Consider the following 26,658-nt stretch of genomic DNA (forward strand, 5'->3'; position numbering starts at 1 on the left):
GGATGGATACCATGGTTTCTCCTACGTTACTTGTCCTCGCCGCAGGCATGGGTAGCCGATACGGTGGGTTGAAGCAGTTGGACCCGGTTGGTCCGGACGGCGAAACCATTATGGATTATTCGATCTTCGACGCTCGCCGTGCCGGGTTCGGCAAAGTTGTATTCGTAATCCGCAAAAGCATCGAAGAGCCGTTTAAGAAAACTGTTGGAACGCGCTACGAGAAGCGCGTCCCGGTGGAATACGTATTTCAAGAAATCGGCAAACTCATCCCTGGCATTTCACCTCCCGAGGGCCGCACCAAGCCTTGGGGAACAACGCATGCCATTCTGATGGCTGCCAACACTATTCATGAGCCGTTCGCCGTGATCAATGCGGACGATTTTTATGGCGCAGGCAGTTTCCGCGTTCTGGCGCAACATTTGCAATCAGGAACACCAGACGACGCCATGATCGGCTTTGTTCTTCGCAACACGCTCTCAGAATTCGGCTCCGTTGCGAGGGGTGTATGCCACGTTACAGAGGACGGCTACCTCAAGGACATCACGGAGTTGAAATCCATCGAGCGTGAAGGATCGCGGATCACGAACATCGACTCCGAGGGGCAGGAAACTGTGCTCAACGGCAGCGAACTCGTCAGCATGAACATGTGGGGATTCACGCCGCAGATCTTCCCGTTACTCTACGAACACTTCCAGCGTTTTCTGAAACGTTATGGAGATGATCTCAACGCGGAGTGCTACATTCCAGGTACAGTGAATTCTCTGATACAGGCAGAACAAGCGTGCGTAAAAGTTCTTCGCTCGGGCGACGCTTGGTTTGGCGTTACTTACCGCGAAGACCAGCCGCGCGTTGTGCAAAGTATCGGCCGGCTGATCGAGCAGGGAACCTATCCCAGAAGGCTGTGGCAATGACCGAGCCGCACCGCCTGGCCGCTGTCGTTCGGGCTTTTTCATTGGATGGGGATTTTAGCAACGCGGAGCGTTACGGCAGCGGCCACATTCACGACACATATTTTGTAAGTCTTGATCATGACGGGCGGGTTGAGCGCATCATCCTCCAGCGCATCAATACGACGATCTTCAAGAAACCCATCGCGGTGATGGAGAACATTCAACGCGTGACGGATCATCTCCGTTTGAAGCTTGATCGTGAGGCCGACGACGACAGACGAGTATTGCGACTTATCCGCACACACGGCGGAGTCGGCTGGTACGTAGATGCGGACGGAAACTATTGGCGCGCTTACCGGTTTATTGCGGATACGCATACGAATGACACGGTGACTTCGCCGCACCAGGCGTTTGAGGCCGCGAAGGCATTCGGAAATTTTCAGCGACTGCTGGTCGATCTGCCGGGTCCTCGACTGCATGACAGTATCCCGGATTTTCATAACACGCCGAAGCGGTTCACTGACTTCGAACGTGCGGTGAAGGCGGATGCGGTTGAGCGCTGCGCGACCGCTGGTGCTGAAATCGCATTTGCTTTGGCGCGGAGTTCCACGGCGCGAGCCCTTGTCGACGGAAAAGTTCCTGAGCGCGTCACACACAATGACACGAAGCTCAACAACGTGCTCCTCGACGATATGACCGGCGAAGGCATTTGCGTGATCGATCTCGATACAGTGATGCCGGGCCTGGCCGCATACGACTTCGGTGACATGGTGAGGACGATGACATGCGCGGCGGCAGAGGACGAACCTGATCTGTCGCAGGTGTCGATGAACCTCTCTCTCTTTGAAGCAGTACTGCGAGGCTACCTTGAAGGCGCAAGCGCCTTTTTCACGACGGCGGAACGTAACTCTCTGATTACGGGGGCAAAAGTCATCGTTTTCGAGCAGGGAATCCGCTTTCTCGCGGACTTTCTTTCCGGCGACGTGTATTACAAGATCAGCAGGCCAAGACAGAATCTCGACCGCTGCCGCACCCAATTCAAGTTGCTTGAATCGATTGAGCAGCAGGAAGACAGTATGGCTCGTCTACTGCGAGCGCTGCCCTAGTTTCAATTACGATGGCTAGCGCAGCCGCCTTGAAATCAAGTCTTATTGCTTCGTATCAAGCGGATGTTTGGAGTCTTCGAAGAACTGGTTCTGAAGCTTCAGACTTTCGTCGTCTGCTTTGATAGCCTTGAGGGCCTCGGCAATCTCTCTCGACCATGTTTTCTGATCGAACTCGCCCAGTTCCTTATTGGCTGCTGACGCGTCCCCTGCGTAGTGATTGGGGAAACGCGCATACCACCAGATCCCGGTGTAGACCGAGTCAGGCAGTGTCTGCCGATGCAGATCGGCGCCTGATTGCTGGCCGGCTCGATCCTGATGCACCAGATCGGGCCGCGCGATCAGCATATTCGAGGTCTCCACTTCACCGGCGTGCATGTCGAACGGCGTCTTAAGCGCTGGGCGTCCAGCAACATTTTCGTTAGGCAGCCCGAATACGTATACGACGTAGTCGCGCTGGCTGGCCAACTGTGCCTGTCCGAAGAGCGGCAGTAGCGAGTTATTGCCACCGTGCCCGTTCACGATCACGATCTTCTTGCAGCCGTTGCGCGCCATCTCGCTCACGGTTTCCTGCAGCAACGTGAGTTGCGTGGAAAGACTGTAGGCAAGCGTGCCGGGCTGTTGGCGCGCTTCGAATATCTGTCCAAAGTAGTATTCGGGAAATACGACAGCGTACTCCTGCTTCACCGCATTGGTGACGGCAAACCGCACGTCGAGGAGATCGGTTCCGAGCGGCAGATGCGGTCCGTGTTTCTCGATAATGCCGAAGGGTAGTACGCACACGCCCTGCGATTGGTGAATAGCCTGGACGAAATCAGGAGCGGTAAGTTCCTCCCACTTTGCGGAAAGGCTCGACTGCGAAATTACAGGGCCCGCGAACGACAACATGAAGAGTGCCATTAAAAAAAGGCTGCGACCAAACTTCATTTTTCACCTCAATACGCGCGAGTTGCGATCAGTCTTTGCCGACCTCGATGATCTGGAACGAATGGGGAATCATCGGGGCTCGAGGTCCCCGCATGTAGGCCGGAGGACCGGACGCTGGAGCACCCGAGGGCGAAGCACCCGGTGCAGGACTCGCTGGCGGCGCAGGTGCGGTTGGTGCCGAGGGTGGTTGTGCGGCAGCCGGGACGGGCCCGAACTCCGCAGTGATCAGCAGAATGTGCCCGGTCTTCGTATCCAGCGTCAGCGTCTTCGCTCGCGCCGGCGTAGGCACTGTCTGCTCAACGCTGAAGCTGGTCGGCGACTCTTCCTTGATTACGGTCAACGTCCCATCGCCCTGCGAGCTGAACGTCTCCATCGTTGCCGGGTTGAAGGTGGCGCCATCGCACCCGTTGCCGATGGGTAGATCGGTGATGATGTGTCCGTCGGTCGCGGACAGGATGATCATGTTCTTATTGTCGCGGCATGCGGCAAAGAGGATGTTGTTCTTCGCATCCAGTGCGAGGCCAGCGCAGCCTCCGCCTTTGCTTGAGACATCGTACTTGCCGACCATCTTCATTGTGTTCGCGTCAATCACGGCGATGGCTGCCTTGTCTTCGATGTCAACGTAGATCTTGCCACGCCCGTCCGTCGCGGCCTGCTCCGGTGCACCGCCAATATCAATCGTTCCCAGAATCGAACCGTCCTTGTCGTCCAGGACAGTGATGTTCGGCGCTGCGTGGCTGAGAATGTAAAAGTGGTGATTGAATGGGTCGTTGAGGTAGCCGTCAGGTCGTCCCTGCGTATCGATTTTCTTGATAATCGCAAATGTTTTGGCGTCGAACATCGTTACGGGGCTTGAGGTTGCAAACCCATGGCCGGTTGCCGTGTCCACTGCTCCACCGTGCGAGCTGATGCCGGGAATGTCTCCCACCTGCGCCAGCGTGTCGAGATTGAATACGCCTATATGCCCGGCTGGCCCTGAACGCGCCACATAGAGATTGCGCCCTTCCGAGTCGGCTGTAACGTAATCGAAGCCGCCATCGCCATCCACTAGTTGAATCTTCTGAACCTTGTAAGGTCCGCTCTCCTGAGCATGGGCCAAGCCTGCGATCGAAAGCATCGTGACAAATGTTGCAGCAATGAACGGCTTCAAGGTCATCGTAGTGTCTCCAGTTGTAGATTTAGGGGGCATTCAAACCCGCGGAATACTCGCGATCAGGATGGCCCGCATTTCATCTCGCAATCGAGGATACACTCTGCCCTCGGCCGTGCGTGTGAAGGCGGCAAGAATGCTGTGGCTGGAGGCTGCTTTCTCTCGCTGCGCGCGGCTATAATTCCCTCCGAGGAACAAGGCTTTGAATCTGGTCCGCATCCGCATTCTTGCTACAGCATTTGTTTTGGTCGCCGTCGCCAGCGCGCAGCAACAGCTCACGCCAAAGCTTCAGAACGCCGTGGGTCACTGGCAAGTCATTAACGCCGATGGCTCGAAGGGCGGACACGTTGATACCTATATAGAGAATGGAAAACTGCTCGGACGCGTCACTGCTGCGCGTCCTGGACGGGATCCCAATTCGCTATGCGATAAGTGTTCTGGCGAGCTAAAGAATCAGCACATCATGGGCATGATCATCATCAAGGATTTTCATCCTGAAGGGGATGACTGGGTAGGCGGAACTCTCGTTGATCCGGAAAACGGCAAGGTGTACAAGGGCAAGATCTGGGCCGTCGGAAGTGACAAGCTGGGAATGAGGGGCTACGTCGGCATCTCGTTGCTGGGACGAAGCGCCACATGGGAACGGCTGCCTTGATGAGCTGGCGTTCCCGCTATTAAGAGTGCGCCTACTTCCAGCTCCAGTTGGGCATGAAGTTCTGACCCGATGTAGTGAGCTGGTGTTGCTGCGTACCATCCACCAGCATCGACCAGATTTGCGATTTACCGCCGATGGTGCGCTCGAATACGATGTGCCGGTTATCGGGTGACCAGGAAGGGAAGTCGTTGCTTCCCGATTCGTGCGTCAGCTGCAGCCACCGCAATGGCTTGCTGGAAATATCCATCACGTAGATATCCTGACCGCCGGGTGCGCCGGGGCCATACTTGCGGTTCCACGCAAACGTAAGCCACTGGCCACTGGGAGACCATGAAGGCGAGACCGCGTAGCCGCCGTCGGTTAGCCTTTCCACGCTCGCCCCGTCCTGGTCCATGGTGTAGATCTGCGGAAGTCCTGTACGTCCGCTTACCCAGGCGATCTGCGCGTTGGTGCGCGGGTTCCACGTGGGCGCGACATCGGGGCCGCGGAAGGATGTGATCTTGTGCGCGCCTCCACCGCTGGCGTCTGCAATCCAAATTTCAGGATCGCCCGAGCGGGAGGAAGAGAATGCAAGCTTAGCGCCATCCGATGACCATGCGGGGCTGGTATTGCTGCCGCCCACCGTTCCAGCCGGGAAGCCCACCATCCGACCCAATTCGAGCGAGTACATGCGGATGGACCAGCCTTCGCGGCCGAGGGAAGCAAAGGCAACGCGCGAATTGTCAGGCGAAATGCGCGGCGACAACGAAACTGTGCCGAGGTGCGTCACGGCGTGTTGATTCTGACCGTCATAATCCATCACCCAGACTTCTTTTGAACCGGTGCGTGAGCTGATGAAATAGATCTTCGTTTCGGCAATCCCGTTGATACCACCGCCTAGCCGGAGAATGATCTCATCTGCGAAACGATGCGCAATGGTCCGCGCCATCTCTTCGCTTGCGGCTTCGTTGTATTGTTTGCCGAGAACTTGCGGATTGGCGGTGTTGCGCGCGTCGTCGAGCCAACCGTAAACCACCAGCCGACCGTTGTTGGCAGATAAGGCACCGAAAGCCACCATTGCCGCAAGGCCGGGATCAGCCGACCACTGCGCAAGATTGATCTCCTGCGGGGAGCCCGGGGAGGATTGCGGTGCGAAGCTCTTCGAAACCATGTCGAAGATTCCAGCGTTCTGAAGGTCGCCGTAAAGCGTCGAGTCAAACGTGGCCTTCAGCGCGGTTGCCTGCGGATCGGCGCCGACCTGCTTGAAGTCTGCTGCCGCAAGCCGTATGCGTGCGTTGCCGAGATTCGAGCCGGTGTGTACCCAGTCCTGGGCGCGCGAGGGAAGACCAGTGAAGCTTGCCAGAACAAGCAAAATCGAAAGTCCAAATCGCAACGTAGTTTTCATGAGAACGCTAAACCCTTCCTGGGTGATTTTTTCGAGCGATGGGGAAAACCCTGCGTGTCTCGAGTTCTTGTGTTTGCATGGAAACCCGGACGATGGGCTCCCTATTGTTGTTGACCATTCTAATTTGGATGCGCCGCAAAGCCTTAATACTCACAGTAAAACGACACCATCAGGCTGCTCCCTCGGTACTGTGCCGGCAATGGGCCAAAGGTATCAACGCGTTGCGCGGCGCGAACGCAGGCTGTATCCCAAGTAGGACTGTTACTTGAGCGATCCAGCCTCACTTGGCTTACTGATCCATCGCGAGCGATCATGAACGAGATATACGAACGCGCTCCGCGGGGCGTGTGTGGATCTGCAAGCGACCGATAGCCGTTCGCATCCATCTTGCGGTTGATGTTGTCGACGTACCATCCGAACAGGCTTCCAAAGTTGGCGTCGGTCACGGAAGTAGGCCCAACCGACGCGCCTTGCGATGTTGCCTTGGGCAGCACCGATCCAGCCTGCTCACCATACTGCGCGCGATTTTGCGGGACCGGCTGTTGCTTCGGCGGCGTCTTCACCGCTTGCTCGTGCTCCGGCTTCTTCGGCTTGCCCACAATTGGAATGGCTGTCTCGTCTTCAGCCTGCTTCACCTTCGGCGCAGGCGGTGCAGGCGCTTCGCTCGGCTTCTCGGTGGCCAGCACATTTTGATTAGGAGGATGATCGGAAGGTAGCGGAAGGGAACTGGTGATATTCACCTGGATCGCGCCGCCGGGGCCAGCGCCACCCCAGAGGTTGTGGTGGAAATACCCGCCAATAACTCCGTAGAGCACGATGGCGATGACAATGCCGCAGTGGAGCAAGACCGCTCCTGCCGCTGGTTTGGCCAATGGCTCGGGCGCCAGCCCCTCCTGGAAATGCCCACCGACCTGGTAGTAGCTGCTCATCGATCTCGTTGCGCTCTTTACCCGCGCAGCGCTATTTCCCCTTCTCGTCCACGGGCCGCGTCACAATCGAAATATTCGTAATGCCGGCCTGTTTCACCGCGTCCATCACGCTGGCGAAAGCACCAAACGGCACTCGCTCATCGGCGCGAAGATAGATCACCTGTTTGCTCGATGCATTGCTTGCATCGTGAAGCCGCTGACCGAGGTCGTGTACGTTTACCGGCTTGTCGCCAAGAAAAACCTGCTGATCGCGATCGATCGTCACCACCAGGCGCTGCTCGGTAATCTCCTTCACCGTGCGCGTCTTGGGAACGTTGACCTCGATACCTGATTGCAACACCGGCGCTGTGATCATAAAGATCACCAGCAACACCAGCACCACGTCGACCAGCGGTGTGATGTTAATGTCCGCGAGGGACGACTGCGTTTTTCCGTTGCTAGTCGCGAAAGCCACGTGCAACCTCTTGAGGTTCTTCTCGCGGTGCAGAACTGCGCGCTGGAATCTCTTCAAGCGAGTTCAGTAGTTCGCGGCAGAAGTCGTCCGTTGCCGCCGCAAACACGCGAATGCGGGCAGCGAACTGGTTGTAAGCCACAACGGCAGGTACCGCGACAAACAAACCTGCGGCGGTGGTGATTAGCGCTTCTGAAATGCCCGGAGCCACAGCACGCAGCGTTGCAGCGCCCGCCGTTCCCAGGCCGTGAAAGGCGTCGACCACGCCCATCACTGTTCCGAACAATCCGATAAAGGGGCTGGTAGCCGCGATGGTTGCCAGCCAGGTAAGACGGCGTTCAAGCGCGGTAATGGCTTCGCTCGCCGCGGTCTGGGCGGAACGCTCCAATGGGGTCAGATTCTTGGGTGGGCCCGAGCCGCCGGTCTGCCGTTTGTAGGTCTCATAGACGTCCACATAGACCTGCGCCAGCGGGCTGGACTTGTAGTTGTCAGCAAACGCTGCCACTTCCTGCAGACGCGTCGCACGGCGAAAGGCGTTAACGAAGTTGCGGCTCTCGCGGGTCGCCTTGCTAAAAGTACCCATCTTGCCCAGAATGATGGTCCACGAGTAGAGGCTGGCGATGAGCAGGAGGATCAAAACGCCTAAGGCTATGCCTCCCATATTGCCCATCATCTCCATCAACGCGCCGGTGCCTTGCGCAACGGGGCTGGCAGCCGGAGGAGTGCCGGCGTCAGCTTGTAATGCGAGGAGCAGAGTAGCTGTAAAAATCGGTATTCACCTCAATATCCACGGTATCAGACGCATTCAGGCCCTCCAAGTTATCGATGTGGTGCATTCAAAGCTCAGCATTTTAAGCGGCTTAGCCGTAACCCTTGCCGTTCATGCTATGCTGCGCTCGGATTCACCTTTCATGCTTGTCGAACTTCGCGCCGAAAATTACGCCGTAATTGATCACGCCATCGCCGTCTTTGGCCCGGGATTGAATCTCCTGACCGGTGAGACGGGTGCGGGTAAATCTATTCTTGTAGATGCGCTTGCGCTGCTCATGGGGGGCAAGTCTTCCACCGAAATCGTCCGCCATGGCGCGGACAAAGCTGTTGTTGCGTGTGTTTTTGAGTCGACTCCCGCGGCGGAAACAGTCCTTGAGGAGAATGGCATTGACGCCGAAGGCAACGAAATCATCCTTCGCCGCGAGATTCTCTCCTCGGGAAAAGGCCGGGTCTTCGTGAACAACCAACCCGCTACGGTGGCCGTGCTTCGCCTGCTCGCGCCTGAACTAGCTCTGGTGCACGCTCAGTCTGAGACCCTCTCAAGCTTCGATCAGACGCAGCAACGAATTTTGCTTGATCGGTTCGCTTCCATCTCGACCGACGAAGTAGCTGCCGCTTATGAAGCCTGGCGAGCCGCGCAAAACAAACTCGACGAGTTGCTCACCAACGAGCAGGATCGCCTCCGCATGGTGGACCTGTGGAGCTTTCAGGCCAAAGAAATCAGCGGCGCCAGTCTCCTTGCCGGAGAAGATGAAGCGCTCGAAACAGAGAAGCGCGTCCTCGCTAACGCCGAGAAACTGTATGCCGCTGCGATGAGTGCCTTCGATCAGCTTTATGAAGGTGGAGCGTCCGCAGAGGCAGCCCTGCGGGCCGCCGGACGCAATCTCGACGAGCTCGCACGTTACGACGAGAAATTCAAAGAGTCCGCGCAGCAGATTGAATCCGCGCGAGCGACGGTGGGCGACGTAAGTGCGACGCTGCGCGATTACGCCGAGCGCATTAACGCTTCTCCTGAACGCCTTGCCGAAATCGAAGACCGCCTTGCGCTTCTCGACCGGTTGAAACGCAAGTACGGTAAGACCGTGGCCGATGTGATTGCGCTGGGCGAAGAAGTTGGGCGCAAACTGGCTGAAGTGGAGGATCGCGACGAGACTTTGAAGACGCTTCGCGCCACTCTAGCCAAAACAGCCGAAGCCTACAAGCAGGCGGCCGAGTCACTCGGTGCTCAACGCAAATCCGCCGGTACCAAACTTGCGAAGCTCGCCGAAACTCAAATCAACTCCCTTGCGATGAAGGTGCGGTTTGAGATTTCGGTTACGAACCGCCAGGACGAAGCTGCTTGGACTGCGTATGGCTGGGATGAAGTGGAATATCGCATCGCTACGAATCCCGGCGAGCCTTTGAAACCGCTGCACGAGATAGCCTCAGGCGGAGAGATGTCGCGTGTGATGTTGGCATTGAAAGTGGCCGTCGAAGAGGCTGCGGCGAAGACCCGCAAAAAGCTGCCCACTCCGCGCACCTTGGTATTCGACGAAATCGACATCGGCATCGGGGGCCGCGCTGCTGACGCCGTGGGACAGAAACTAAAGGCGCTGGGGCGCGCGCAGCAGGTCCTCTGCGTGACGCACCTGCCGCAGATTGCCGCCTTCGCCGATCAGCACTTTGTTGTCGAGAAGAAAGAAGACCACGGCCGCACCAAGATGCACATACGTCTGCTCGATGACCGCGCCCGCACCCACGAAGTTGCGCGCATGCTCTCCGGCGCCAAGGTGACGGATACGAGCCTGCAGCACGCCGCGCAGATGATTGCTACCAGTCGCTAGCTGTCGAAGTTAAAAAGCAGGCAAAAGTTACGAAAGCCCCATGAGCGTGTGCACTCATGGGGCTTTTCATATTCCGTCGTTTCTATGTCGATCTACTTGTCGTGACCGTGTCCGTGATCTTCATCGTGGCCGTTGCCATGCTTGGCGTCGTGCCCGTTCCCATGGCCGTGGTCGTCGTGAGCATAGCCATGGCCGTCGCCGTGGTCGCCATGATCTTTGTACTGGCCATAGTGGTTGCCGTTGTCGTGATGATGTTCTTCGTGGAATTCGTTGCCGTGGAACTGATGCTCCCAACCGCGATGTCTTCCCCAGTCGGCACGCTCGCCGCGCGCGGGAAACGGCCCGTGATATCCGAACCGTGGATCGTAGTCGCGATTGACATATCCATGGAAGCCCTCAGGCCCGCGGAACCACGGTCCCGCGCCCAGAAAGACGCCTCCCGTGAACCACTGTGGACCGTAGTAGCCAAACGGTGCACAGGAATACGGGGCGTAATTGTAATAGCCATAAGGACAGGCCGGCGCCACTCCGATGCTGACACTGATCTGTGCTGCAGAGCGCGTATTTGCGCCAGCCAGACAAAGGCCAGCAAGTACCGGCACGACAAAAAGCCGGGACAATTTCATAACTTCCTCCTAAGGGATGTCACTCGCTTAAGTCTACTGGTCCTTTCAACACCCTCAACCGCTGATTCGAAGGTTGACGTGTCCAAAGTTACGTGAGCTCTTTTGAACAGTTATTGCGCCAATTCCTTTGTTGCCAGTACTGATTAGTTTTCGAATAACTTCTGTGTTGATCGTGCAACCTTTTAGCTGCCGGCATTACGTTCACTAGCGCCCCCCGGGATGGACAACTCGCACAATTTATAGGGCATCCATTTTAAGTACGCCCGCAAAACTAGTTAGCTTAAGTCTTTTGCGCACAATGGAGAATCTATATGACCTATAGAACTGCTAGCTTATATCCGGCCTTGTTTCTAGCGTGCATTTCAACTGTGATCGCAGCCCAGGAACCCAATCCCACCTCGCACCCAGATCAACAAGCACATCCTCAGGTGGAGATGCGCGACGGCATTGCCTACTACAAAGTTCAGGTCGTCGAGCGCAATCTTCCCGCGATTGATTATTTTCATCGTTCAGGCGCAACCCATATCGGATTTGAGGGCACCTCGATGCTGCCCCAGGCCAAAGGGGAAGCGAAAGTCGAATCGAACAATGGCCGAACCTCGATCGACGTCGAAATTGAAAATCTATCTCCCGCAAACGGCTTTGGACCCGAATACCTGACCTACGTGCTGTGGGCCATCTCGCCGGAAGGTCGTCCCGTCAATCTCGGCGAAGTGCTACCCACCGGCTCACGAGATAAAAGCCACATCACTGCCACCACCAATCTGCAATCCTTCGGATTGATGGTAACTGCAGAGCCCTACTTCGCTGTTACGATGCCCAGTGATCTTGTGGTCGCGCAGAATGTTGTCATCGGCAGCACCGCCGGCATCGTCAGCCCTGTGAATGCGCACTTCACTCTTCTGCCCCGCGGAGCATACGCGAATACTGCTGGACGTCATACGGTCCTGCATCCAATCACCCGCAAAGAGCGCACTCCGCTTGAACTTTACGAAGCCGAAAATGCGGTAATGATTGCCACTGCTGCCGGCGCGGAACAGTACGCACCGGAAAGCATCGCGAAAGCCAATACCGATCTTCAGAATGCTGAAGACTTGAACCTTCACAAGAGCAACAGCAAAGAAACGATCACGTACGCCCGCAATGCCGTGCAAACCGCTGAAGACGCGCGCATCATGACCATCCGCAAGATCAAGGAAGAAGATGATGCGGCACAGCGCGCCGCTCGTGTTCAGGCGGAACAGAATGCGCAAACGGCACAGGATCAGGCGCGGCAGGCTCAACTTGCGCAGCAGCAGGCAGAGCAGGCCCAACAGGAGGCGCAATTGCACCAACAACAGGAAGCTGCGCAGCGAGCACAGGCCGAAGCGGCAGCAGCTGAAGCCCAGGCGCGGGCGCGTCAAGCTCAGTTGGCGCAGCAGCAGGCCGAACAGAGCGCACAGCAAGCGTCTCAGCAAGCCGAGCAGGCTCGCGAACGCCTTCGCACGCAGTTGAACGCCGTGCTGCAGACGCAGGAGACAGCCCGCGGCCTGATCATGAATTTATCTGACGTCTTATTCGATTTCAATAAGTACACACTCAAGCCGGAGGCACGCGAGAAGCTCGCCAAGATTTCAGGAATTCTGCTTGCTTATCCCGATCTGAAAGTGCAAGTGGAGGGTTATACCGATAACATCGGGTCCGACGACTACAACCAGAACCTCTCGGAGAAGCGTGCCAACGGAGTTCGTGACTACCTGGTCTCTCAGAGCGTAGCGGAAGCGAATATAACCGCTGAAGGATACGGCAAGAGCAACCCCATCGCGGATAACTCCACGAACAGCGGTCGCGCTCAAAATCGTCGTGTCGCGCTCGTCGTCTCCGGTGCGTCCATTGGCATCGGTCACGAGCAGCCACCGGCGGCTCAGGTTGCGCCGCAACCGCAGCCGCCCGCTCAAGAGGTCACGCCGGCCAAGCCCTCAGTGCCATCAACGGTTATTCCCCAATAGCTGATCGCGCATGCGGAATCCGTGTTGAAGGGGTTGCCTCTGCCAACCTTTAGAGGCAACCCGCCGTGACACACAGCCTCTCAAACCTCACAGCACAGGATCGAAGTAGAGTTGTGCGCTCCGGCTTGCGAGCCAATGCATTCTGACCAGACTCCAGCTAAAAACGCACGCAGTTTAATTCGTATCTAGACACATAGAAACAGGAGGACCCAGGTTATGAACTTGCAGGATCTTACTCCCGTCCAGATCATCATTCTGGCCGTTGTTGTTTTGCTGATTATTGGCGCGATTGTTTTCTTTTTGCAAAAGAAGCGAACGGAGAAACTTCGCCAGCATTTTGGTCCAGAGTACGATCGAGCGGTTGCTGAAGGTGGAGATCGTCGCCGCGCCGAAGCCAAGCTTGAAGAGCGTGCAGATCGAGTCAAGAAGTTCAATCTTCGACCGCTTTCCGCCGAAGATCAGGCGCGCTATACCGAACAGTGGAATCGTGTGCAGGCTCACTTTGTTGATGCTCCGGCCGGAGCCGTAGCCGAGGCCGATCAACTGCTGGGAGACATCATGGCCACCCGCGGCTATCCCGTGGGAGACTTTGAGCAACGTGCGGCTGACATCTCTGTCGATCACCCTGTCGTGACCCAAAACTATCGCTCCGCACACGAAATCGCGCTTCGCCAATCCAAGGGGCAGGCAAGTACTGAAGATCTGCGCCGCGCCATGATTCACTATCGCGCGCTCTTCGAAGAGCTTGTGAGCCACAACAAAGACGCTGCTGTCGTAGAGCGGAAGCCCGTCATCGCTGCCAATCATGCAGACTACAACGGAGAGACTGTTCGCGTGCGGCGCGGCTAGGGTTTAACGATTCAGGCTTTATTAACGGGGGCGTTGCGTGCCATCGCAATGCCCCGTTGTTTTGTCTTTTGCGGAGCGATGTTTGGCTTCTTCAAGATGACGAAATCTTCATTCCTTTCGTACAGCTCGAGTCTTCCAATTGAGTTCTCGCTGCTGCATACTCATCTTCGATCGCTTGTTCGAGATAGTTTCCCAAAGTGATCCCCCAAGGAGAAGCTTTCATGTTGATCCAAAGGGTGTTGATGCGCGCTCTTTTGGCATTCTCACTCATCGTGCCTCTATGCGGGCAAATGATCCTTGCGCAGACTTATACTCTATCCGGCAAGGTAAGTGACTCAGCCGGTAATGCTGTTGCGGGTGCGAAAGTTTTCACGAAGAGCGTGGCGAATGGAAAGACGTTTACCGCAGAAACCGGCTCCGATGGTATGTACTCCATCCCCGACCTTGCAGGCGGCGATTACGAAGTGTCTGCAGTTGCCGGCGAACTGCAGGCTTCGCCAATCAAGGTGACATTGGCCGCAGCGCAAACCACGGATCTTACCGTCGTTCCGGTTGCTCACCGTGTTGACACTGTACCTGGTGCGCCCCCGCCGCAGCAGACTCCGCCAGCACCGCCAGATGCTCCGTCGCTGTCCGATCTCGGTTTCACGCCGCAGCAGACCCAGTCGAATACACAATTGCAGGCGACGCTTTCCAAGCGAACCGAGATGCTGAAGATTCATCAACGCCTGGGATTGATCACAGTGATTCCCACGGCTGCCGCAGTGTTCACCGGTCCGATGGCAAAGGCCAAGGGGAAGAACGGCCAGATCATTAGCGAGCCGACCGACGCAAATCTCGATTTTCACGCAGCCCTCGGCGGACTAACCACCGCGCTCTACTTCACCACCGCGTCCTATGCAATTTTCGCTCCGCGCATTCCTAACAATCCAAAACATGGCGGCATACGCTGGCACGAGACGCTAGCCTGGGTACACGGGCCGGGTATGATCCTCACGCCCGTTCTTGGCTACATGGCCTATAAGCAGGAGAACTCCGGCGAGAAGCCGCACGGGATAGCCGCACAGCATGGCACCGTTGCTTATGTCACTGCGATTGCCTATGGAACATCGATCATCGCCGTCTCCTGGCCAATCCACATCAAGTTCTGGGAGAAGTAATGATCCTGAAACAGTATCTTCGCTTGGCGCTTAGCGCAGTCTTCCTTGTTACGCCCGTCTTCGCCCAGTCCGACGGCCAGTTCATCCTCCGACAATCAACCCTTACGTATCACATGTCGCATCCGATGCACGAGGTCGACGGCACCAGTCATGCCGCGAAAGGAAAGGGAGTTTGTCACGCCGGGCAATGCGATTTTCTTATTGCTGCACCTGTTAAGTCGTTTGACAGCGGCGATACCAATCGAGATCTGCACATGATTGAAGCTACCCGCGGAGCACAATTTCCCATGGTTCAGGTCCGCACTCACTTTGCCGATCATGAGCCCGCTTCGCCCACCATGTATGTTGATCTGGAAATTCAGTTCGCGGGGCAGACCGCCCATTACACCCACGTGCCTTTCCAGCAAACGCGGCAGGGAAGCGCGGTGCGCATTACTGGGACGATCCCCTCCCTCTGTTCCGATTTCAAGATTGAGCGCCCTTCGTTTTTAACTGTTCCCATCAAAAACGAGATTCCCGTTCACGTCGATATGACCTGGCTTCAGCAATAGGCAGGATTGATTACGCACAGAATGAAAGCCGCATCTGCACGCACAGTCCCAGTTCTGAAAGGAAATGCGGGTCGGGAGGGAGAGCCTATTATGAGACCTTGCTGTGTGCGGGTTTGCTCATCGGACGAGAACGGATGGTTTCGCTCAGCTTGTCAATCATGGGAAGCCAGACCTCGGGCCGCGTGAGCGTAGGTATGCGCAGGTCGAAAGCGTCCCGATGACTCGTCGGAGTTCGTCCCTCAAACAGAACGACCGGCCCCGTGAAATAGGATCGAGCTGCAACGATCGCCTCTGGAGGAACAGCTACGATATCCTCCACCATGATCACGGCCTCCACGGAATGAGAACCCATGAAGTGCGAACGCATCAGTCGTTCCCGCAGTTCTTGGATCGAACCGGAGTGGTCGACGGTGAACCCGGCGAGTCGCAGAACGGACCAGCGATGACAAGCATCGTACCCAAAAGTCAACAGTTGTCGCGACATTATGACCTCTTTCAAATGTCTGCTGTGCGGGGACCGGATAGGACATATTACCCCCACCCCCCCTCCGTTTTGCAATCAATTCCTGCGCGAAACATTGACGATTTAGCCCTAATACCTCCGATTTGAGCCTTTTTAAGCAATAGAAGTCGATTCCGACGCCTTCACGCCGAAATTGCTGAAAACCCGCTTCTGCTCCATTTCGCTTACCCTGATTGCTGAGATTGCGCACTGCCGCCTACAATTGCGTGACCATGCACATTCCCCGTAAGCTCTTTCTTGCTCTTACATTTGCGCTGTGTTCGCTCGCCGCCTTTGGACAGCAGACCCAGCACCTGTTCTTTCGCGTGACCGTGGGGCCGCAATTCACCGCTCCGGTATCTGGCAGGCTTCTTGTTTTCCTCACCTCGGGAACAGGCGCAAAGGAAGTTGACGAGAATCCATTTGCCCCGACGGCTGTCTACGTTGCGGCACGGGAAATATCCGATGTCGCTGCGGGAGCGTCGGTGGATATCGACACAGACGATCTCGCGTTTCCTGCCGGCTTTTCCTCGTTGAAACATGGCGACTATCAGGCTCAGGCCGTGCTCGATGTGAATCGCAATTACAATTACGGCGGTCGTAGTGCCGGTGACCTCATCAGCGAGGTCGTGCCTCTCGCCTCTTTCACGCCGGGACAGGGCACCGAACCCATATTCACGCTGAACAACGTCGTTCCCGAGCGCCCCGCCGGGCAAAATCCTCCCGGCTTCGATAAGAATGCGCACGTCGAAGACTTCGTGAGTCCCGCCCTCACAGCATTTTCAGGTCGGCCTACTCATATTCGCGCATGGGTCATCACACCACCCGACTACGACGAGCACCCGAAAGACCGCTATCCAACCGTCTACTGGACGCACGGCTTCGGTGCACCGTTCGAATACGAGAGAATCTCTGGCGGTCTGATGCTCGACATGATGGCGAAACACAAACTGCCGCCCATGATCTGGGTAATGCTCGATGAATCTTGCGCCACCGGAACACACGAATTCGCCGACTCCGTCAACAACGGTCCGTGGGGAACTGCCCTCACGACCGAATACATTCCTTACCTTGAGAAGAAATACCGCATGGATGGCCGCCCCAGCGGTCGATTCCTTCAAGGCCACTCCTCCGGTGGATGGGCAACCCTTCAGTTGCAGATAGATTACCCCACAATCTTCGGCGGAACTTGGTCTACCTCGCCCGATCCTAGCGACTTCCACGATTTCACCGGCGTCGATCTCTACGCGCCGCATGCCAATATCTATAAGCATCCCGACGGAACGCCGTACCCACTCATTCGCGATCACGCCAAGGTGATCGGTACGTTTGAACAGTTCGCAAAGAACGAGCGCGTCTTGGGTCCATACGGCGGGCAGATCGCTTCATTCGAGTGGGTCTTCTCGCCACGGGGATCCGACGGCCGGCCGGTTCCGATGTTCGATCGCGAAACCGGAGACATCGATCCTGCCGTTGTGTCGTACTGGCACGATCACTACGATCTCGCGCATATAGTCCAGACTACTTGGGCGAAGCGCGGTTCCGAATTACGCAGCAAAATTCACGTCATCGTTGGTACAGCCGACACTTTCTATCTGGACGGGGCCGCGCACAAGATGGAAGCGGTGCTAAAAGGGCTCGGCGCCGACGCGCACTTTACCTATATCCCGGATCGAACCCACTTCGATCTCTACACCACGTATCCCGCCGGAGGCGATCCCAAGGGTGACCGTCGCGGCCTCTTCACGCAGATCGGTTCGGAGATGTACTCGGTCGCGCGGCCGCGTGCGAACTGGCAGCCTGCCGAGTAGACACAGATAGAGATAGAAACGCCCGGGCATCCGAGGACACCTGGGCGTGTTTTCTCAGATCAGCATGGTTTAGTGGCCGTGTTCGCCGTGGCCGCCATGCTCGTGCTGTGCGCCAAGGTTCGAGTGACCATGTCCGTCGCGCATTTCATTGCCGCGGAAGTTTTCAACGTGACCGGGACGACGATGCTCGTCATAGTGTTCGCCACGCCGCGGATAATCGCCGTGCCATCCGTCATTGCGGTCAAAGCGGTTGTCCACGTGACCCCAGAAACGCTCGCGTCCGTGGTACCACGGTCCCGCACCAATAAAGATGCCGCCAGAAAACCACTCCGGCCCGTAATAGCCATAGGGCGCACAATCATACGGCGGATAGTCGAAATAGCCATATGGACATTCGGGCGGCGGCCCGATTTGCACCGCGACTTGTGCTTGTGCTCTCTGAGGTGCAGCCGCAACCATAGCTGCTGCGAAGGCTATAAGCATTAGATATTTGAATTTACCCACTCTTCCTCCTTGTGTCTGGCAGAAAAACTGGCGCAACAGTCTGCGAATTTTCCGATAAACGATCACCAAATTTTGGATGAAGGCGCTGAATCAAAGGTTTTTCGCGGGAGCGGGAAGGGCTTTGCCCGAATGAACGCGTTGCAACCGGAAACGAACCCGCCATCAAAACACCACTCGTGCAATATGAATAACGTTTCATGATGTGGTAATTGATGGCCGCCCTGTGTCTCTCATCACAGCCGCTAACTCCCTCAAAGCAGAGACTCCTCGTAGCGGTTTTTCGCCGCAGGATATGTCATGAGGCAAAGCGAATGAGTGAACAGGAAATGGTGATTTTAGATGGGAACGAGGCCGCGGCTTCTGTAGCCTATCGACTCTCCGAAGTCGTTGCAATCTACCCGATTACACCCTCGTCGCCGATGGCCGAGTGGGCGGATCAGTGGCGCTCGGAGGGCAAAAAGAATATCTGGGGCGCATTGCCCATCGTGGAAGAACTGCAAAGTGAGGGCGGCGCTGCCGGCGCACTTCACGGAGCTCTGCAGGCTGGTGCATTTGCCACTACCTTCACAGCCTCGCAAGGCCTGCTTCTGATGATTCCCAACATGTACAAGATTGCCGGTGAATTGACCCCGGCCACCATGCACGTCACGGCTCGCACCCTGGCCACGCACGCGCTTTCAATCTTCGGCGATCACTCCGATGTGATGGCATGCCGTTCCACGGGCTGGGCGATGCTGGCATCGAACTCCGTGCAGGAAGTTGCCGACATGGCGCTCGTCGCGCAAATCGCGACTCTTGAATCGCGCATTCCCTTCATTCATTTCTTCGATGGCTTCCGTACCTCGCACGAAGTCGGCAAGATTCTTCCCATCAGCGACGAAACCATCCGCGCGCTGGTCGACGACAAATACATCATCCAGTTCCGCCAGAACGCGCTCAGTCCCGATCGCCCCCTGCTTCGCGGATCCGCGCAGAATCCTGACGTCTTCTTCCAGGCGCGCGAAGCTTGCTCACCATTTCATGCGGCTGTCCCAGGAATCGTGCAGTCTGTCATGAACCGCTTCGCAGTTCAGACAGGTCGTGCCTACCACCTGTTCGACTACTACGGCGCAGCCGATGCAGAGCGCGTCATCATCATCATGGGGTCGGGCGCTGAAGCTGCTGAAGAAGCAGTAGACGCGATGGTCAAGCAAGGCGAAAAGGTTGGCATGGTCAAGGTCCGCCTCTATCGGCCCTTCGATGCCTCAGCCTTCATCAACGCGCTTCCCGCGACCGTCAAAGCGATTTCCGTTCTCGATCGCTGCAAGGAACCGGGCGCAGCCGGCGAGCCTTTGTATCAGGATGTAGTCACCGTTCTCGCCGAACATGCGGACACCCTTCCGTTTGCTGCCATGCCGACCGTCGTTGGCGGTCGTTATGGACTGTCGTCAAAAGAATTCACTCCCGCCATGGTCAAGGGCATCTACGACGAACTCAACAAGACTGTCCCCAAGAATCACTTCACCATCGGCATCGACGACGACATTTCGCATACCAGCCTTTCGTACGATCCGGCGTTCTCTACCGAAGATCCAAGAACCGTACGCGCACTCTTTTATGGATTAGGCTCCGACGGCACCGTAGGCGCAAACAAGAACTCGATCAAGATCATCGGCAGCGAAACCCCCAACTACGCGCAGGGCTACTTCGTATACGACTCGAAGAAGTCCGGCTCCATGACGACATCACATCTGCGCTTTGGACCCAATCCAATTCGATCCACCTACCTCATTACCCGCGCCAGCTTTGTGGCCTGCCACAACTTTAGCTTCCTCGAAAAGATGAATGTCCTTGAAGCAGCCATGCCCGGCGCGGTCTTCCTGCTCAACTCTCCTTATTCTGCTGCCGAAGTCTGGAACAAGCTGCCCAAGTCGACGCAGGAAGAGATGTTGCGCAAGAAGATCGAGTTCTACGTGATTGATGGTTATACGGTTGCACGCGATGCCGGTATGGGCACGCGCATCAACACCATCATGCAGACTTGCTTCTTCGCCATCAGCGGCGTGCTGCCTCGCGAAGAAGCCATCGCGCAGATCAAGAAGGCCATCAAGAAGACCTATGGCAAGCGCGGCGATGCCGTGGTCCAGAAGAACTACGATGCTGTAGACGCGGCGCTCGCACACCTTCACAAGGTCGAGTTGCCCTCTGCTGCTTCATCGGATTTCGACCTGATCCCGTCCATTTCCGGCAAGGCGCCAGAATTTGTTCGCAACGTGCTCGGCGAGATCGCAGCCGGACGCGGCGATCTGCTTCCCGTCAGCGCGATTCCTGCCGGTGGCGCATTTCCTACAGGCACCGCGCAGTGGGAGAAGCGCAACATCGCACAGTTCATTCCTGCCTGGGACAAGGATCTCTGCATCCAGTGCGGCAAGTGCGTCATGGTTTGCCCGCACGCCGTGATCCGCGCCAAGATCTACAGTCCCGAACTCGGCGACAAGGCTCCCGCAACCTTCAAGTGGGCCAAGCCGAAATGGAAGAGCATGGAAAACGACCACTACACGCTGCAGGTTGCTCCGGAAGATTGCACCGGTTGCGCTGTCTGCGTGGATGTCTGCCCGGTGAAGAGCAAGAGCGACGCCAGCAAAAAAGCCATCAACATGGTGCCGCAAGCTCCGCTGCGCGAGACCGAGCGCGACAACTGGGAATATTTCCTTGACCTTCCTGAAGTCGATCGCAACAAGCTCTCGCATTCGCAGGTAAAAGATCTGCAGCTTCTGCAACCGCTGTTCGAGTTCTCCGGCGCCTGCGCGGGTTGCGGCGAAACTGCCTACATCAAGCTTCTCACCCAGCTCTTCGGTGACCGGCTCTACGTCGCCAATGCGACAGGCTGCTCCTCAATCTACGGCGGCAATCTGCCCACTACTCCTTACAGCAAAAACGCCTCCGGTCGCGGTCCGACATGGGCCAACTCGCTCTTTGAAGACAACGCGGAGTTCGGCTTTGGCATGCGTACCGCGCTTGACCAGCAAAAGATTTTCGCCGAGTTACTGGTAACGCGTCTTGCCTCCGCCATTGGCCCCGAACTCGCAGCTGACATCGTCAATGCGCCACAAAAGACCGAATCTGAAATCACAGCACAGCGCGAGCGCGTGAAAGTCCTTACCACCAAGCTCGCGGCAATAGACTCATCTGACGCGCGCAATCTGCTCGCCATAGCCGAGTCGCTGGTTCGCAAGAGCGTGTGGATTCTGGGTGGTGACGGCTGGGCCTTCGACATCGGTTTCGGCGGACTCGATCACGTCCTCGGGTCAGGAAAGAACGTCAACGTCCTGGTCCTCGACACTGAGGTTTACTCGAACACTGGTGGCCAATCCTCCAAGGCAACTCCGCGTGGTGCTGTGGCCAAGTTTGCGGCCAGCGGCAAAATGAACGCAAAGAAGGATCTCGCAATGGAGGCGGTTAGCTACGGTTACGTCTACGTGGCACAGGTTGCTCTGGGCGGAAACGACAGTCACGTCGTCAAGGCCTTCCAGGAGGCTGAGGCGCACGATGGTCCGTCGATCATCATTGCTTATTCAAGCTGCATCGCCCATGGCTACGACCTGGTGCACGGACTTGAACAGCAAAAGCTCGCTGTGCAATCTGGGTACTGGCCGCTCATGCGCTACAACCCCGCGCTTCGCGAAGAAGGAAAGAATCCGTTCCAACTTGATTCGCGAGCACCGTCGATCCGCCTAAAGGATTATGCATATCGCGAAGCTCGCTACACCATGCTCGCTCGCAGCAATCCTGAGGTAGCTGCCACACTGCTCAAGGAAGCACAAGACGATGTTGAGCGCCAGTGGCGTGTCTACTCGTCCCGTGCCTCCATGCCGGGTCGTGGCGAGACGCCGAACATCGCGCCCGCAGAAAAGACCGAAGAGAAACTGGCAGCCCCGCCTGCCGGAGGATCCAAATGATTGATGTATCCACAAAGTACTTGGGCCTCAAACTGAATGGGCCCATCGTTGTATCTTCGACGCCGCTTTCAGAATCGATTGAAAACGTGCACCGCATGGAAGAAGCCGGCGCTTCGGCAATCGTGCTCACCTCACTCTTCGAAGAGCAGCTCGCGCTTGAATCGCGTGCGCTCGACGAAGACTTGTCGCGAGGCACAGAATCCTTTGCAGAGTCACTCGGCTACCTTCCCGATCTGAACGACTACCGCATGACTCACGAGGTTTATCTCGATCACGTGCGGCGCGCCAAAGATGCGGTAAAGATTCCGATCCTCGCCAGCCTCAACGGGGTGACCAGCGGCGGCTGGATGCGTTTCGCCCAGGAGTCAGAGCAGGCCGGTGCGGATGCCATCGAACTCAACACCTACGCGCTTGCTACCGATCGCAGCCAGACTTCCTATGAATTGGAAGCGCAACTGCTCGAGCTCGTAGAGAACGTCTGCAAAGCGGTCAAAGTGCCGGTCGCGGTCAAGCTCTCGCAGTCGTTCACCAGCTTGCCTCACATGGCCGCGAAGCTTGAAGATGCTGGTGCTGCCGGAATCGTCCTCTTCAACCGCTTCTATCAGCCCGATTTCGATATCGAGACTCTTGAAGTGCGTCCTACGCTGCACTTCTCCACGCCGTCTGAATTGTTGCCTCGCCTCCATTGGGCCGCAATCCTCTACGGCCACCTCAACATTGACATCGCGATTACGGGCGGCGTGCACTCGGCAGAAGATGTCATCAAGAGCGTCATGGCTGGGGGCACCGTTGCCATGATGTGTTCGGCACTCCACATCCACGGCATTGAACACATCGGCCGCGTTCTCTCTGATCTTCAGTACTGGTTGGAGAAGCGTGAATTTTCGTCGCTCTCCGAAACCCGGGGCTGCCTCAGCCGTCGTTCCGTGCCAGATGTATCGCCGTTCGATCGCGGAAATTACATCAAGACGCTAAGCTCCTACAGCCTGCGCCAAACCGTGGCAGCGTTTTAACATTTGGTGAAATCTCGTCCTGAGCGGAGCATCCCTGGGGCCGGTGGACGAGATGGTCAGATTTAAGCAACGCAAGGGTTCTTCCTGGGCACCAACGGCGGCCGCACAAATGAGTGCAGTCGCCGTTGGCGTTTCTAAGTACGCAATTCCCGCATCACCCCTTGCGTCGATAAGCTCTCTCGTAGAGCCATTGCTTCCAGCTATCCGGCAATGCGTCCAACTTGCGAGCCTTGTCCACCAGCCTCAAATCCTCGTCGGTGTACTCCTTCGCGACATAAAGTCGCGTGATCGCCGAAACAGTAAGTGAACTTGGATCATGATTCAACAACCTGATTTCATCTCCCGATTCGACTTCACCCTCGTGAGTCACTGCAAGATAAAACCCCGTTCGCCCGCTCGAAAGAAATCGCTTAACCATGTCATCCATTCCGAACTTGATGCCGAGCTTGTAGCAGGGAAGTCGGGGCTGCGTTACGACTACCTCCGCCGACCCAATGGCGAATCGGTCGCCAATGTGCACCGAATCCTCATCTGCGCGGCCCGCGATGGTGAAATTCTCTCCAAAGGCTCCCATGGTTAGCTCTCTCCCTGGCAACTGCGCTCTCCAGTAGTCGTAATGCTCAACCGAATAGCAATACACCGCTTTGTACTCACCGCCGTGCACCGTCAGGTCCGACTGCCTGTCTCCATCCAGATTCAGCGTCCGCAAAGCAACGCGACCTTCCACGGGTTCCTTAAGAATCGATGTGGTGATGTTCGTCCCGTGCCATTCAACTTCCCGGGGCAGTCCGCAATTAACAGATATTAGTCTCATAAAGGTTCTTCGTTTTGATGATGGCCGGCCGACGACAGTTTCGAAAAAAGCGGATTCCGGCATGCGCCTCCTAAGTGCTCTGGATGCCGCGAGAACGGGCAGCTAGCGCGGCCATACGTTCTGCGCACACGATAGCATGATAGGAACGGAGGTTTGCCATCATGCCAAAAGTTCGCGTCGCTGGATTTGGCGTTTCACTAGACGGCTTCAGTGCCGGCCCGGAACAAAGTCTCAATGACCCGCTCGGAAAGCGCGGCCCCGAAATCTTTCAGTGGTTCTTTCATACCAAAACGTTTCGCGCCATGCAGGGCAAGGACGGCGGATCAAACGATGCCGACGACGAATACGCGCGTCGCGCGATGGAGAACTTCGGCGCCTTTATTCTCGGCCGCAATATGTTCGGCCCCATCCGTGGTCCTTGGCAAAACAGTGACTGGAAAGGCTGGTGGGGCGATAATCCGGTCTATCATGCGCCCACGTTTATCCTCACGCACCATGAAAGAGACCCGATCATCATGGAAGGGGGAACCACTTTCTATTTTGTGACTGCAGGGATCGGCGAAGGGCTGCAACGTGCCAAACAGGCAGCCGGAGATAAAGATGTCAAAATTGGAGGCGGCGTTTCTACGGTGCGGCAGTATCTGCAAGCCGGACTGATCGACTCAATACACCTTGCAGTTTCGCCCGTTGTTTTGGGCCGCGGCGAGGCCCTGTTTACCGGCATTGACCTGCCTTCTCTGGGCTTTTCAGTGAAGGAGCGAACCATAACTCCAAACGCGACTCATGTTGTGTTGGAGAAGGGCTAGAAGTCAGTTTCGCGCAGTGTGTTCCAGTTTTATTGCCGCCTGTCGAGACCACCATATCTGTGCTTGCTTCACTGCCCCCAGACCTTATGATTACGTGTGCAACTTCAACGAGGTCACGAATGATCTTGAAACCACTAGCCGTCGGAATTCTTTCTGCAGCATTTTTGTCAACTGTGTCTTGTTTCGCGCAGGCACCTCAAAAATACCATCCCACCCTCGAATCGCTCGATCGGCATCCGCTTCCGCAGTGGTATGACGGAGCCAAGCTCGGCATCTTCATCCACTGGGGTCTCTACTCCGTGCCAGGCTGGGCGCCCATCAATCACCCCGACCACGACTTCTCTTCGGCCGACTACATCCGCTACAACCCCTACGCCGAGTGGTACCTCAACGTGCTCCGCGTTCCAGGCTCGCCAACGGCCGAGTACCACAAACAGCACTACGGCGAACAGGGATATTACGACTTCGCTCCGACCTTCAATCGAGAATCAAAGAAGTGGAATCCCGATAAGATGGCCGCTATCTTTCGCGATGCCGGAGCGCGCTATGTTGTTCTCACCAGTAAGCACCACGAGGGCTTTACCCTCTGGCCTAGCACCACGCCCAATCCCACCCCAAGTCTCAAACCGAGTCAACTGCACGCCGAGCGCGACATCGTTGGCGAGCTGACGACTGCTGTCCAGAATCAAGGTTTGAAGATGGGCTTGTACTATTCCGGCGGCTATGACTGGACCTTCAACACTGGCCCGATCGAAACCGACAAGGATTACGATGCCGTGAAGCCGCAGAGCGAAGCCTACGGTAAATACGCCTTCGCGCAAATTCACGAGCTCATCGACCGCTACCATCCTGCAGTGTTGTGGAACGACATCGACTGGCCTAAAACTGGCAACGCCCTCCAGGTCGAAGCTGACTACTACAATGCTATTCCCGACGGGGTCATCGACGACCGTTTCGGCATCAAGCATTCTGACTTCACTTCGCCCGAGTACGAGAAAAAGGACCAGATCAGCGAGAAGAAGTGGGAAGAGTGCCGTGGACTCGGTCGCTCATTCGGATACAACCGCGCAGAAGGTGAAAAGGAAACCATCGCGCCTGGCGAGCTGATTGCACTGCTCGTCGACATCGTAAGCAAAAATGGAAACCTCCTGCTCGACGTTGGCCCCGAAGCCGATGGAACCATCCCGCCGGTGCAGATGGAGCGCTTGAAAGCGCTCGGAGAATGGCTCAAGCAGAACGGAGAAGCCATCTACGACACAACTCCGTGGACCAAAGCGACAGGGAAGTCGGCCGAGGGTGACGATCTTCGATTCACTAAGAAGGGCAACGACCTGTATGTGACGGTCCTTGGAAAACCGAAGGCGCAGACAATCACCATCACGGACCTTCCGGCAAAGAATGGAATTGCGATCACTCAGGTTGGCGACAACAGCGATCTGGGGGCGAAAGATCAAGCGAATGGTATGCGCATCGCGCTTCGGGGAACGCCAAAGGGAGACTACGCCTATGCGTTCAAGCTAGCGGACTACGCCCGCTGATTCGAGTCAGCCGAGGAGCTGACGCACAGTAACCTCGAGAATGTCCTTCGCGTCGGGAAGTGCGTCGCGGACAGCGGGGCTGAGGCCTTCGCCCAGTTCGATGCTTCCGGCGCCTACCGTGAACAGACAAGCTCTTCGTGGCCGTGTTCCATAGAGTTCCTGTGCCACACTGAGCAGTTCTGCAGCGCCGAGGTGATGCGTAACCAATCCCGGTTTCAAACCGGCAGGGCTAAGCTCACGCAGCAAAATCTGGCCGGGAGTTTGATCCAGTGCACAGTCAACGAAGATAACCGTCTCGGCTGAGGCGATCACTTCCGCCATATCCGGCGTCCATTGGTGATCACAAAGAACGCGGACCCGCGCGTCATCGCGCCAGCGCTCTTCTGCCCATTCTGCAAGAAACGGCCCGACGCCATCATCCTCGCGTAGCGTGTTTCCACAAGCGAGAATGAGACATCGGGCCGTAAAAGTCATG

General features: G+C 56.6%; 24 protein-coding genes. 13 read left to right on the forward strand and 11 right to left on the reverse strand.

Annotated features, from left to right (window positions below; genetic code table 11):
• Positions 1-2: 2 nt before the first annotated feature.
• Together P8935_RS14770 and P8935_RS14775 are read left to right on the forward strand one after the other, a co-directional pair.
• A complete protein-coding gene (locus P8935_RS14770) occupies positions 3-911 on the forward strand; it encodes a sugar phosphate nucleotidyltransferase (protein ID WP_348261064.1) in 909 nt (302 codons plus the stop codon).
• Entirely contained in the window at positions 908-1,996 is a 1,089-nt protein-coding gene (locus P8935_RS14775; RefSeq protein WP_348261065.1) for an aminoglycoside phosphotransferase family protein, read from the forward strand. The genes P8935_RS14770 and P8935_RS14775 overlap by 4 nt, the downstream gene beginning before the upstream one ends.
• Before the next feature lie 42 nt (positions 1,997-2,038).
• Here P8935_RS14775 and P8935_RS14780 read toward each other — a convergent pair whose 3' ends face one another.
• Complete coding sequence (locus P8935_RS14780; protein WP_348261066.1) at positions 2,039-2,920, reverse strand: creatininase family protein; 882 nt, start codon at positions 2,918-2,920, stop codon at positions 2,039-2,041.
• Positions 2,921-2,948: 28 nt separating this feature from the next.
• Positions 2,949-4,076 (reverse strand): hypothetical protein, encoded by a 1,128-nt coding sequence (locus tag P8935_RS14785; RefSeq protein WP_348261067.1) that lies wholly within the window; start codon positions 4,074-4,076, stop codon positions 2,949-2,951.
• Positions 4,077-4,272: 196 nt separating this feature from the next.
• Here P8935_RS14785 and P8935_RS14790 point away from each other — a divergent pair, with 196 nt between their 5' ends.
• A complete protein-coding gene (locus P8935_RS14790) occupies positions 4,273-4,725 on the forward strand; it encodes a DUF2147 domain-containing protein (protein WP_348261068.1) in 453 nt (150 codons plus the stop codon).
• A 31-nt stretch (positions 4,726-4,756) separates the two neighbouring features.
• Here P8935_RS14790 and tolB read toward each other — a convergent pair whose 3' ends face one another.
• The 4 genes from tolB to P8935_RS14810 all read right to left on the reverse strand — a co-directional run bounded on the left by tolB (position 4,757) and on the right by P8935_RS14810 (position 8,150).
• Entirely contained in the window at positions 4,757-6,109 is a 1,353-nt protein-coding gene (tolB, locus tag P8935_RS14795; protein WP_348261069.1) for a Tol-Pal system beta propeller repeat protein TolB, read from the reverse strand.
• 143 nt (positions 6,110-6,252) lie between these two features.
• Positions 6,253-7,038: a TonB C-terminal domain-containing protein gene (locus P8935_RS14800; RefSeq protein ID WP_348261070.1), complete on the reverse strand. Its 786-nt coding sequence runs from the start codon at positions 7,036-7,038 to the stop codon at positions 6,253-6,255.
• A gap of 31 nt (positions 7,039-7,069) precedes the next feature.
• Complete coding sequence (locus tag P8935_RS14805) at positions 7,070-7,492, reverse strand: biopolymer transporter ExbD (protein WP_348261071.1); 423 nt, start codon at positions 7,490-7,492, stop codon at positions 7,070-7,072.
• Positions 7,476-8,150 carry a MotA/TolQ/ExbB proton channel family protein gene (locus tag P8935_RS14810; RefSeq protein ID WP_348261072.1) on the reverse strand — a complete coding sequence of 225 codons (675 nt, stop codon included), beginning with the start codon at positions 8,148-8,150 and terminating at the stop codon, positions 7,476-7,478. Before P8935_RS14810 ends, P8935_RS14805 begins: the two co-directional genes overlap by 17 nt.
• 250 nt (positions 8,151-8,400) lie before the next feature.
• Between P8935_RS14810 and recN the strand changes: the two genes are divergently transcribed.
• Positions 8,401-10,083: a DNA repair protein RecN gene (recN, locus tag P8935_RS14815; RefSeq protein WP_348265337.1), complete on the forward strand. Its 1,683-nt coding sequence runs from the start codon at positions 8,401-8,403 to the stop codon at positions 10,081-10,083.
• A 92-nt stretch (positions 10,084-10,175) separates the two neighbouring features.
• Here recN and P8935_RS14820 read toward each other — a convergent pair whose 3' ends face one another.
• On the reverse strand, positions 10,176-10,709 hold the full coding sequence (locus P8935_RS14820) for a hypothetical protein (RefSeq protein ID WP_348261073.1): 534 nt from the start codon (positions 10,707-10,709) through the stop codon (positions 10,176-10,178).
• Between the two features lie 311 nt (positions 10,710-11,020).
• Between P8935_RS14820 and P8935_RS14825 the strand changes: the two genes are divergently transcribed.
• The 4 genes from P8935_RS14825 (at position 11,021) to P8935_RS14840 (ending at position 15,257) form a co-directional block, all read left to right on the forward strand.
• Positions 11,021-12,697, forward strand: coding sequence for an OmpA family protein (locus tag P8935_RS14825; RefSeq protein WP_348261074.1), 1,677 nt, complete (start codon positions 11,021-11,023; stop codon positions 12,695-12,697).
• A 216-nt stretch (positions 12,698-12,913) separates the two neighbouring features.
• A complete protein-coding gene (locus P8935_RS14830; protein WP_348261075.1) occupies positions 12,914-13,546 on the forward strand; it encodes a hypothetical protein in 633 nt (210 codons plus the stop codon).
• Positions 13,547-13,767: 221 nt separating this feature from the next.
• Positions 13,768-14,706: a carboxypeptidase-like regulatory domain-containing protein gene (locus P8935_RS14835; RefSeq protein ID WP_348261076.1), complete on the forward strand. Its 939-nt coding sequence runs from the start codon at positions 13,768-13,770 to the stop codon at positions 14,704-14,706.
• Entirely contained in the window at positions 14,706-15,257 is a 552-nt protein-coding gene (locus P8935_RS14840; protein ID WP_348261077.1) for a hypothetical protein, read from the forward strand. Before P8935_RS14835 ends, P8935_RS14840 begins: the two co-directional genes overlap by 1 nt.
• 88 nt (positions 15,258-15,345) lie before the next feature.
• Here the strand turns inward: P8935_RS14840 and P8935_RS14845 are convergent, their stop codons facing one another.
• Positions 15,346-15,741, reverse strand: a complete 396-nt coding sequence (locus P8935_RS14845) for a hypothetical protein (RefSeq protein ID WP_348261078.1) — start codon at positions 15,739-15,741, stop codon at positions 15,346-15,348.
• 251 nt (positions 15,742-15,992) lie between these two features.
• Between P8935_RS14845 and P8935_RS14850 the strand changes: the two genes are divergently transcribed.
• Entirely contained in the window at positions 15,993-17,570 is a 1,578-nt protein-coding gene (locus tag P8935_RS14850) for an alpha/beta hydrolase-fold protein (protein ID WP_348261079.1), read from the forward strand.
• Between the two features lie 69 nt (positions 17,571-17,639).
• Here the strand turns inward: P8935_RS14850 and P8935_RS14855 are convergent, their stop codons facing one another.
• On the reverse strand, positions 17,640-18,074 hold the full coding sequence (locus tag P8935_RS14855) for a hypothetical protein (protein WP_348261080.1): 435 nt from the start codon (positions 18,072-18,074) through the stop codon (positions 17,640-17,642).
• 311 nt (positions 18,075-18,385) lie between these two features.
• Between P8935_RS14855 and nifJ the strand changes: the two genes are divergently transcribed.
• On the forward strand, positions 18,386-22,012 hold the full coding sequence (gene nifJ, locus P8935_RS14860; protein WP_348261081.1) for a pyruvate:ferredoxin (flavodoxin) oxidoreductase: 3,627 nt from the start codon (positions 18,386-18,388) through the stop codon (positions 22,010-22,012).
• Positions 22,009-23,025 (forward strand): dihydroorotate dehydrogenase-like protein, encoded by a 1,017-nt coding sequence (locus P8935_RS14865; RefSeq protein WP_348261082.1) that lies wholly within the window; start codon positions 22,009-22,011, stop codon positions 23,023-23,025. Before nifJ ends, P8935_RS14865 begins: the two co-directional genes overlap by 4 nt.
• 154 nt (positions 23,026-23,179) lie before the next feature.
• Here P8935_RS14865 and P8935_RS14870 read toward each other — a convergent pair whose 3' ends face one another.
• Positions 23,180-23,839, reverse strand: a complete 660-nt coding sequence (locus P8935_RS14870; protein ID WP_348261083.1) for an MOSC domain-containing protein — start codon at positions 23,837-23,839, stop codon at positions 23,180-23,182.
• A 161-nt stretch (positions 23,840-24,000) separates the two neighbouring features.
• Between P8935_RS14870 and P8935_RS14875 the strand changes: the two genes are divergently transcribed.
• Both P8935_RS14875 and P8935_RS14880 read left to right on the forward strand, forming a co-directional pair.
• The gene (locus P8935_RS14875) at positions 24,001-24,645 is read left to right on the forward strand and encodes a dihydrofolate reductase family protein (RefSeq protein WP_348261084.1); all 645 of its coding nucleotides are present in this window, start codon (positions 24,001-24,003) and stop codon (positions 24,643-24,645) included.
• A 119-nt stretch (positions 24,646-24,764) separates the two neighbouring features.
• Positions 24,765-26,183 (forward strand): alpha-L-fucosidase, encoded by a 1,419-nt coding sequence (locus tag P8935_RS14880; protein ID WP_348261085.1) that lies wholly within the window; start codon positions 24,765-24,767, stop codon positions 26,181-26,183.
• A 6-nt stretch (positions 26,184-26,189) separates the two neighbouring features.
• On the opposite strand, the gene P8935_RS14885 is transcribed toward P8935_RS14880, so the two are convergent.
• Positions 26,190-26,657 carry a hydrogenase maturation protease gene (locus P8935_RS14885; RefSeq protein ID WP_348261086.1) on the reverse strand — a complete coding sequence of 156 codons (468 nt, stop codon included), beginning with the start codon at positions 26,655-26,657 and terminating at the stop codon, positions 26,190-26,192.
• Position 26,658: the final 1 nt, after the last annotated feature.

The organism is Telmatobacter sp. DSM 110680 (genome assembly GCF_039994875.1).
In the GTDB taxonomy this organism is placed as follows: Bacteria; Acidobacteriota; Terriglobia; order Terriglobales; family Acidobacteriaceae; genus Telmatobacter.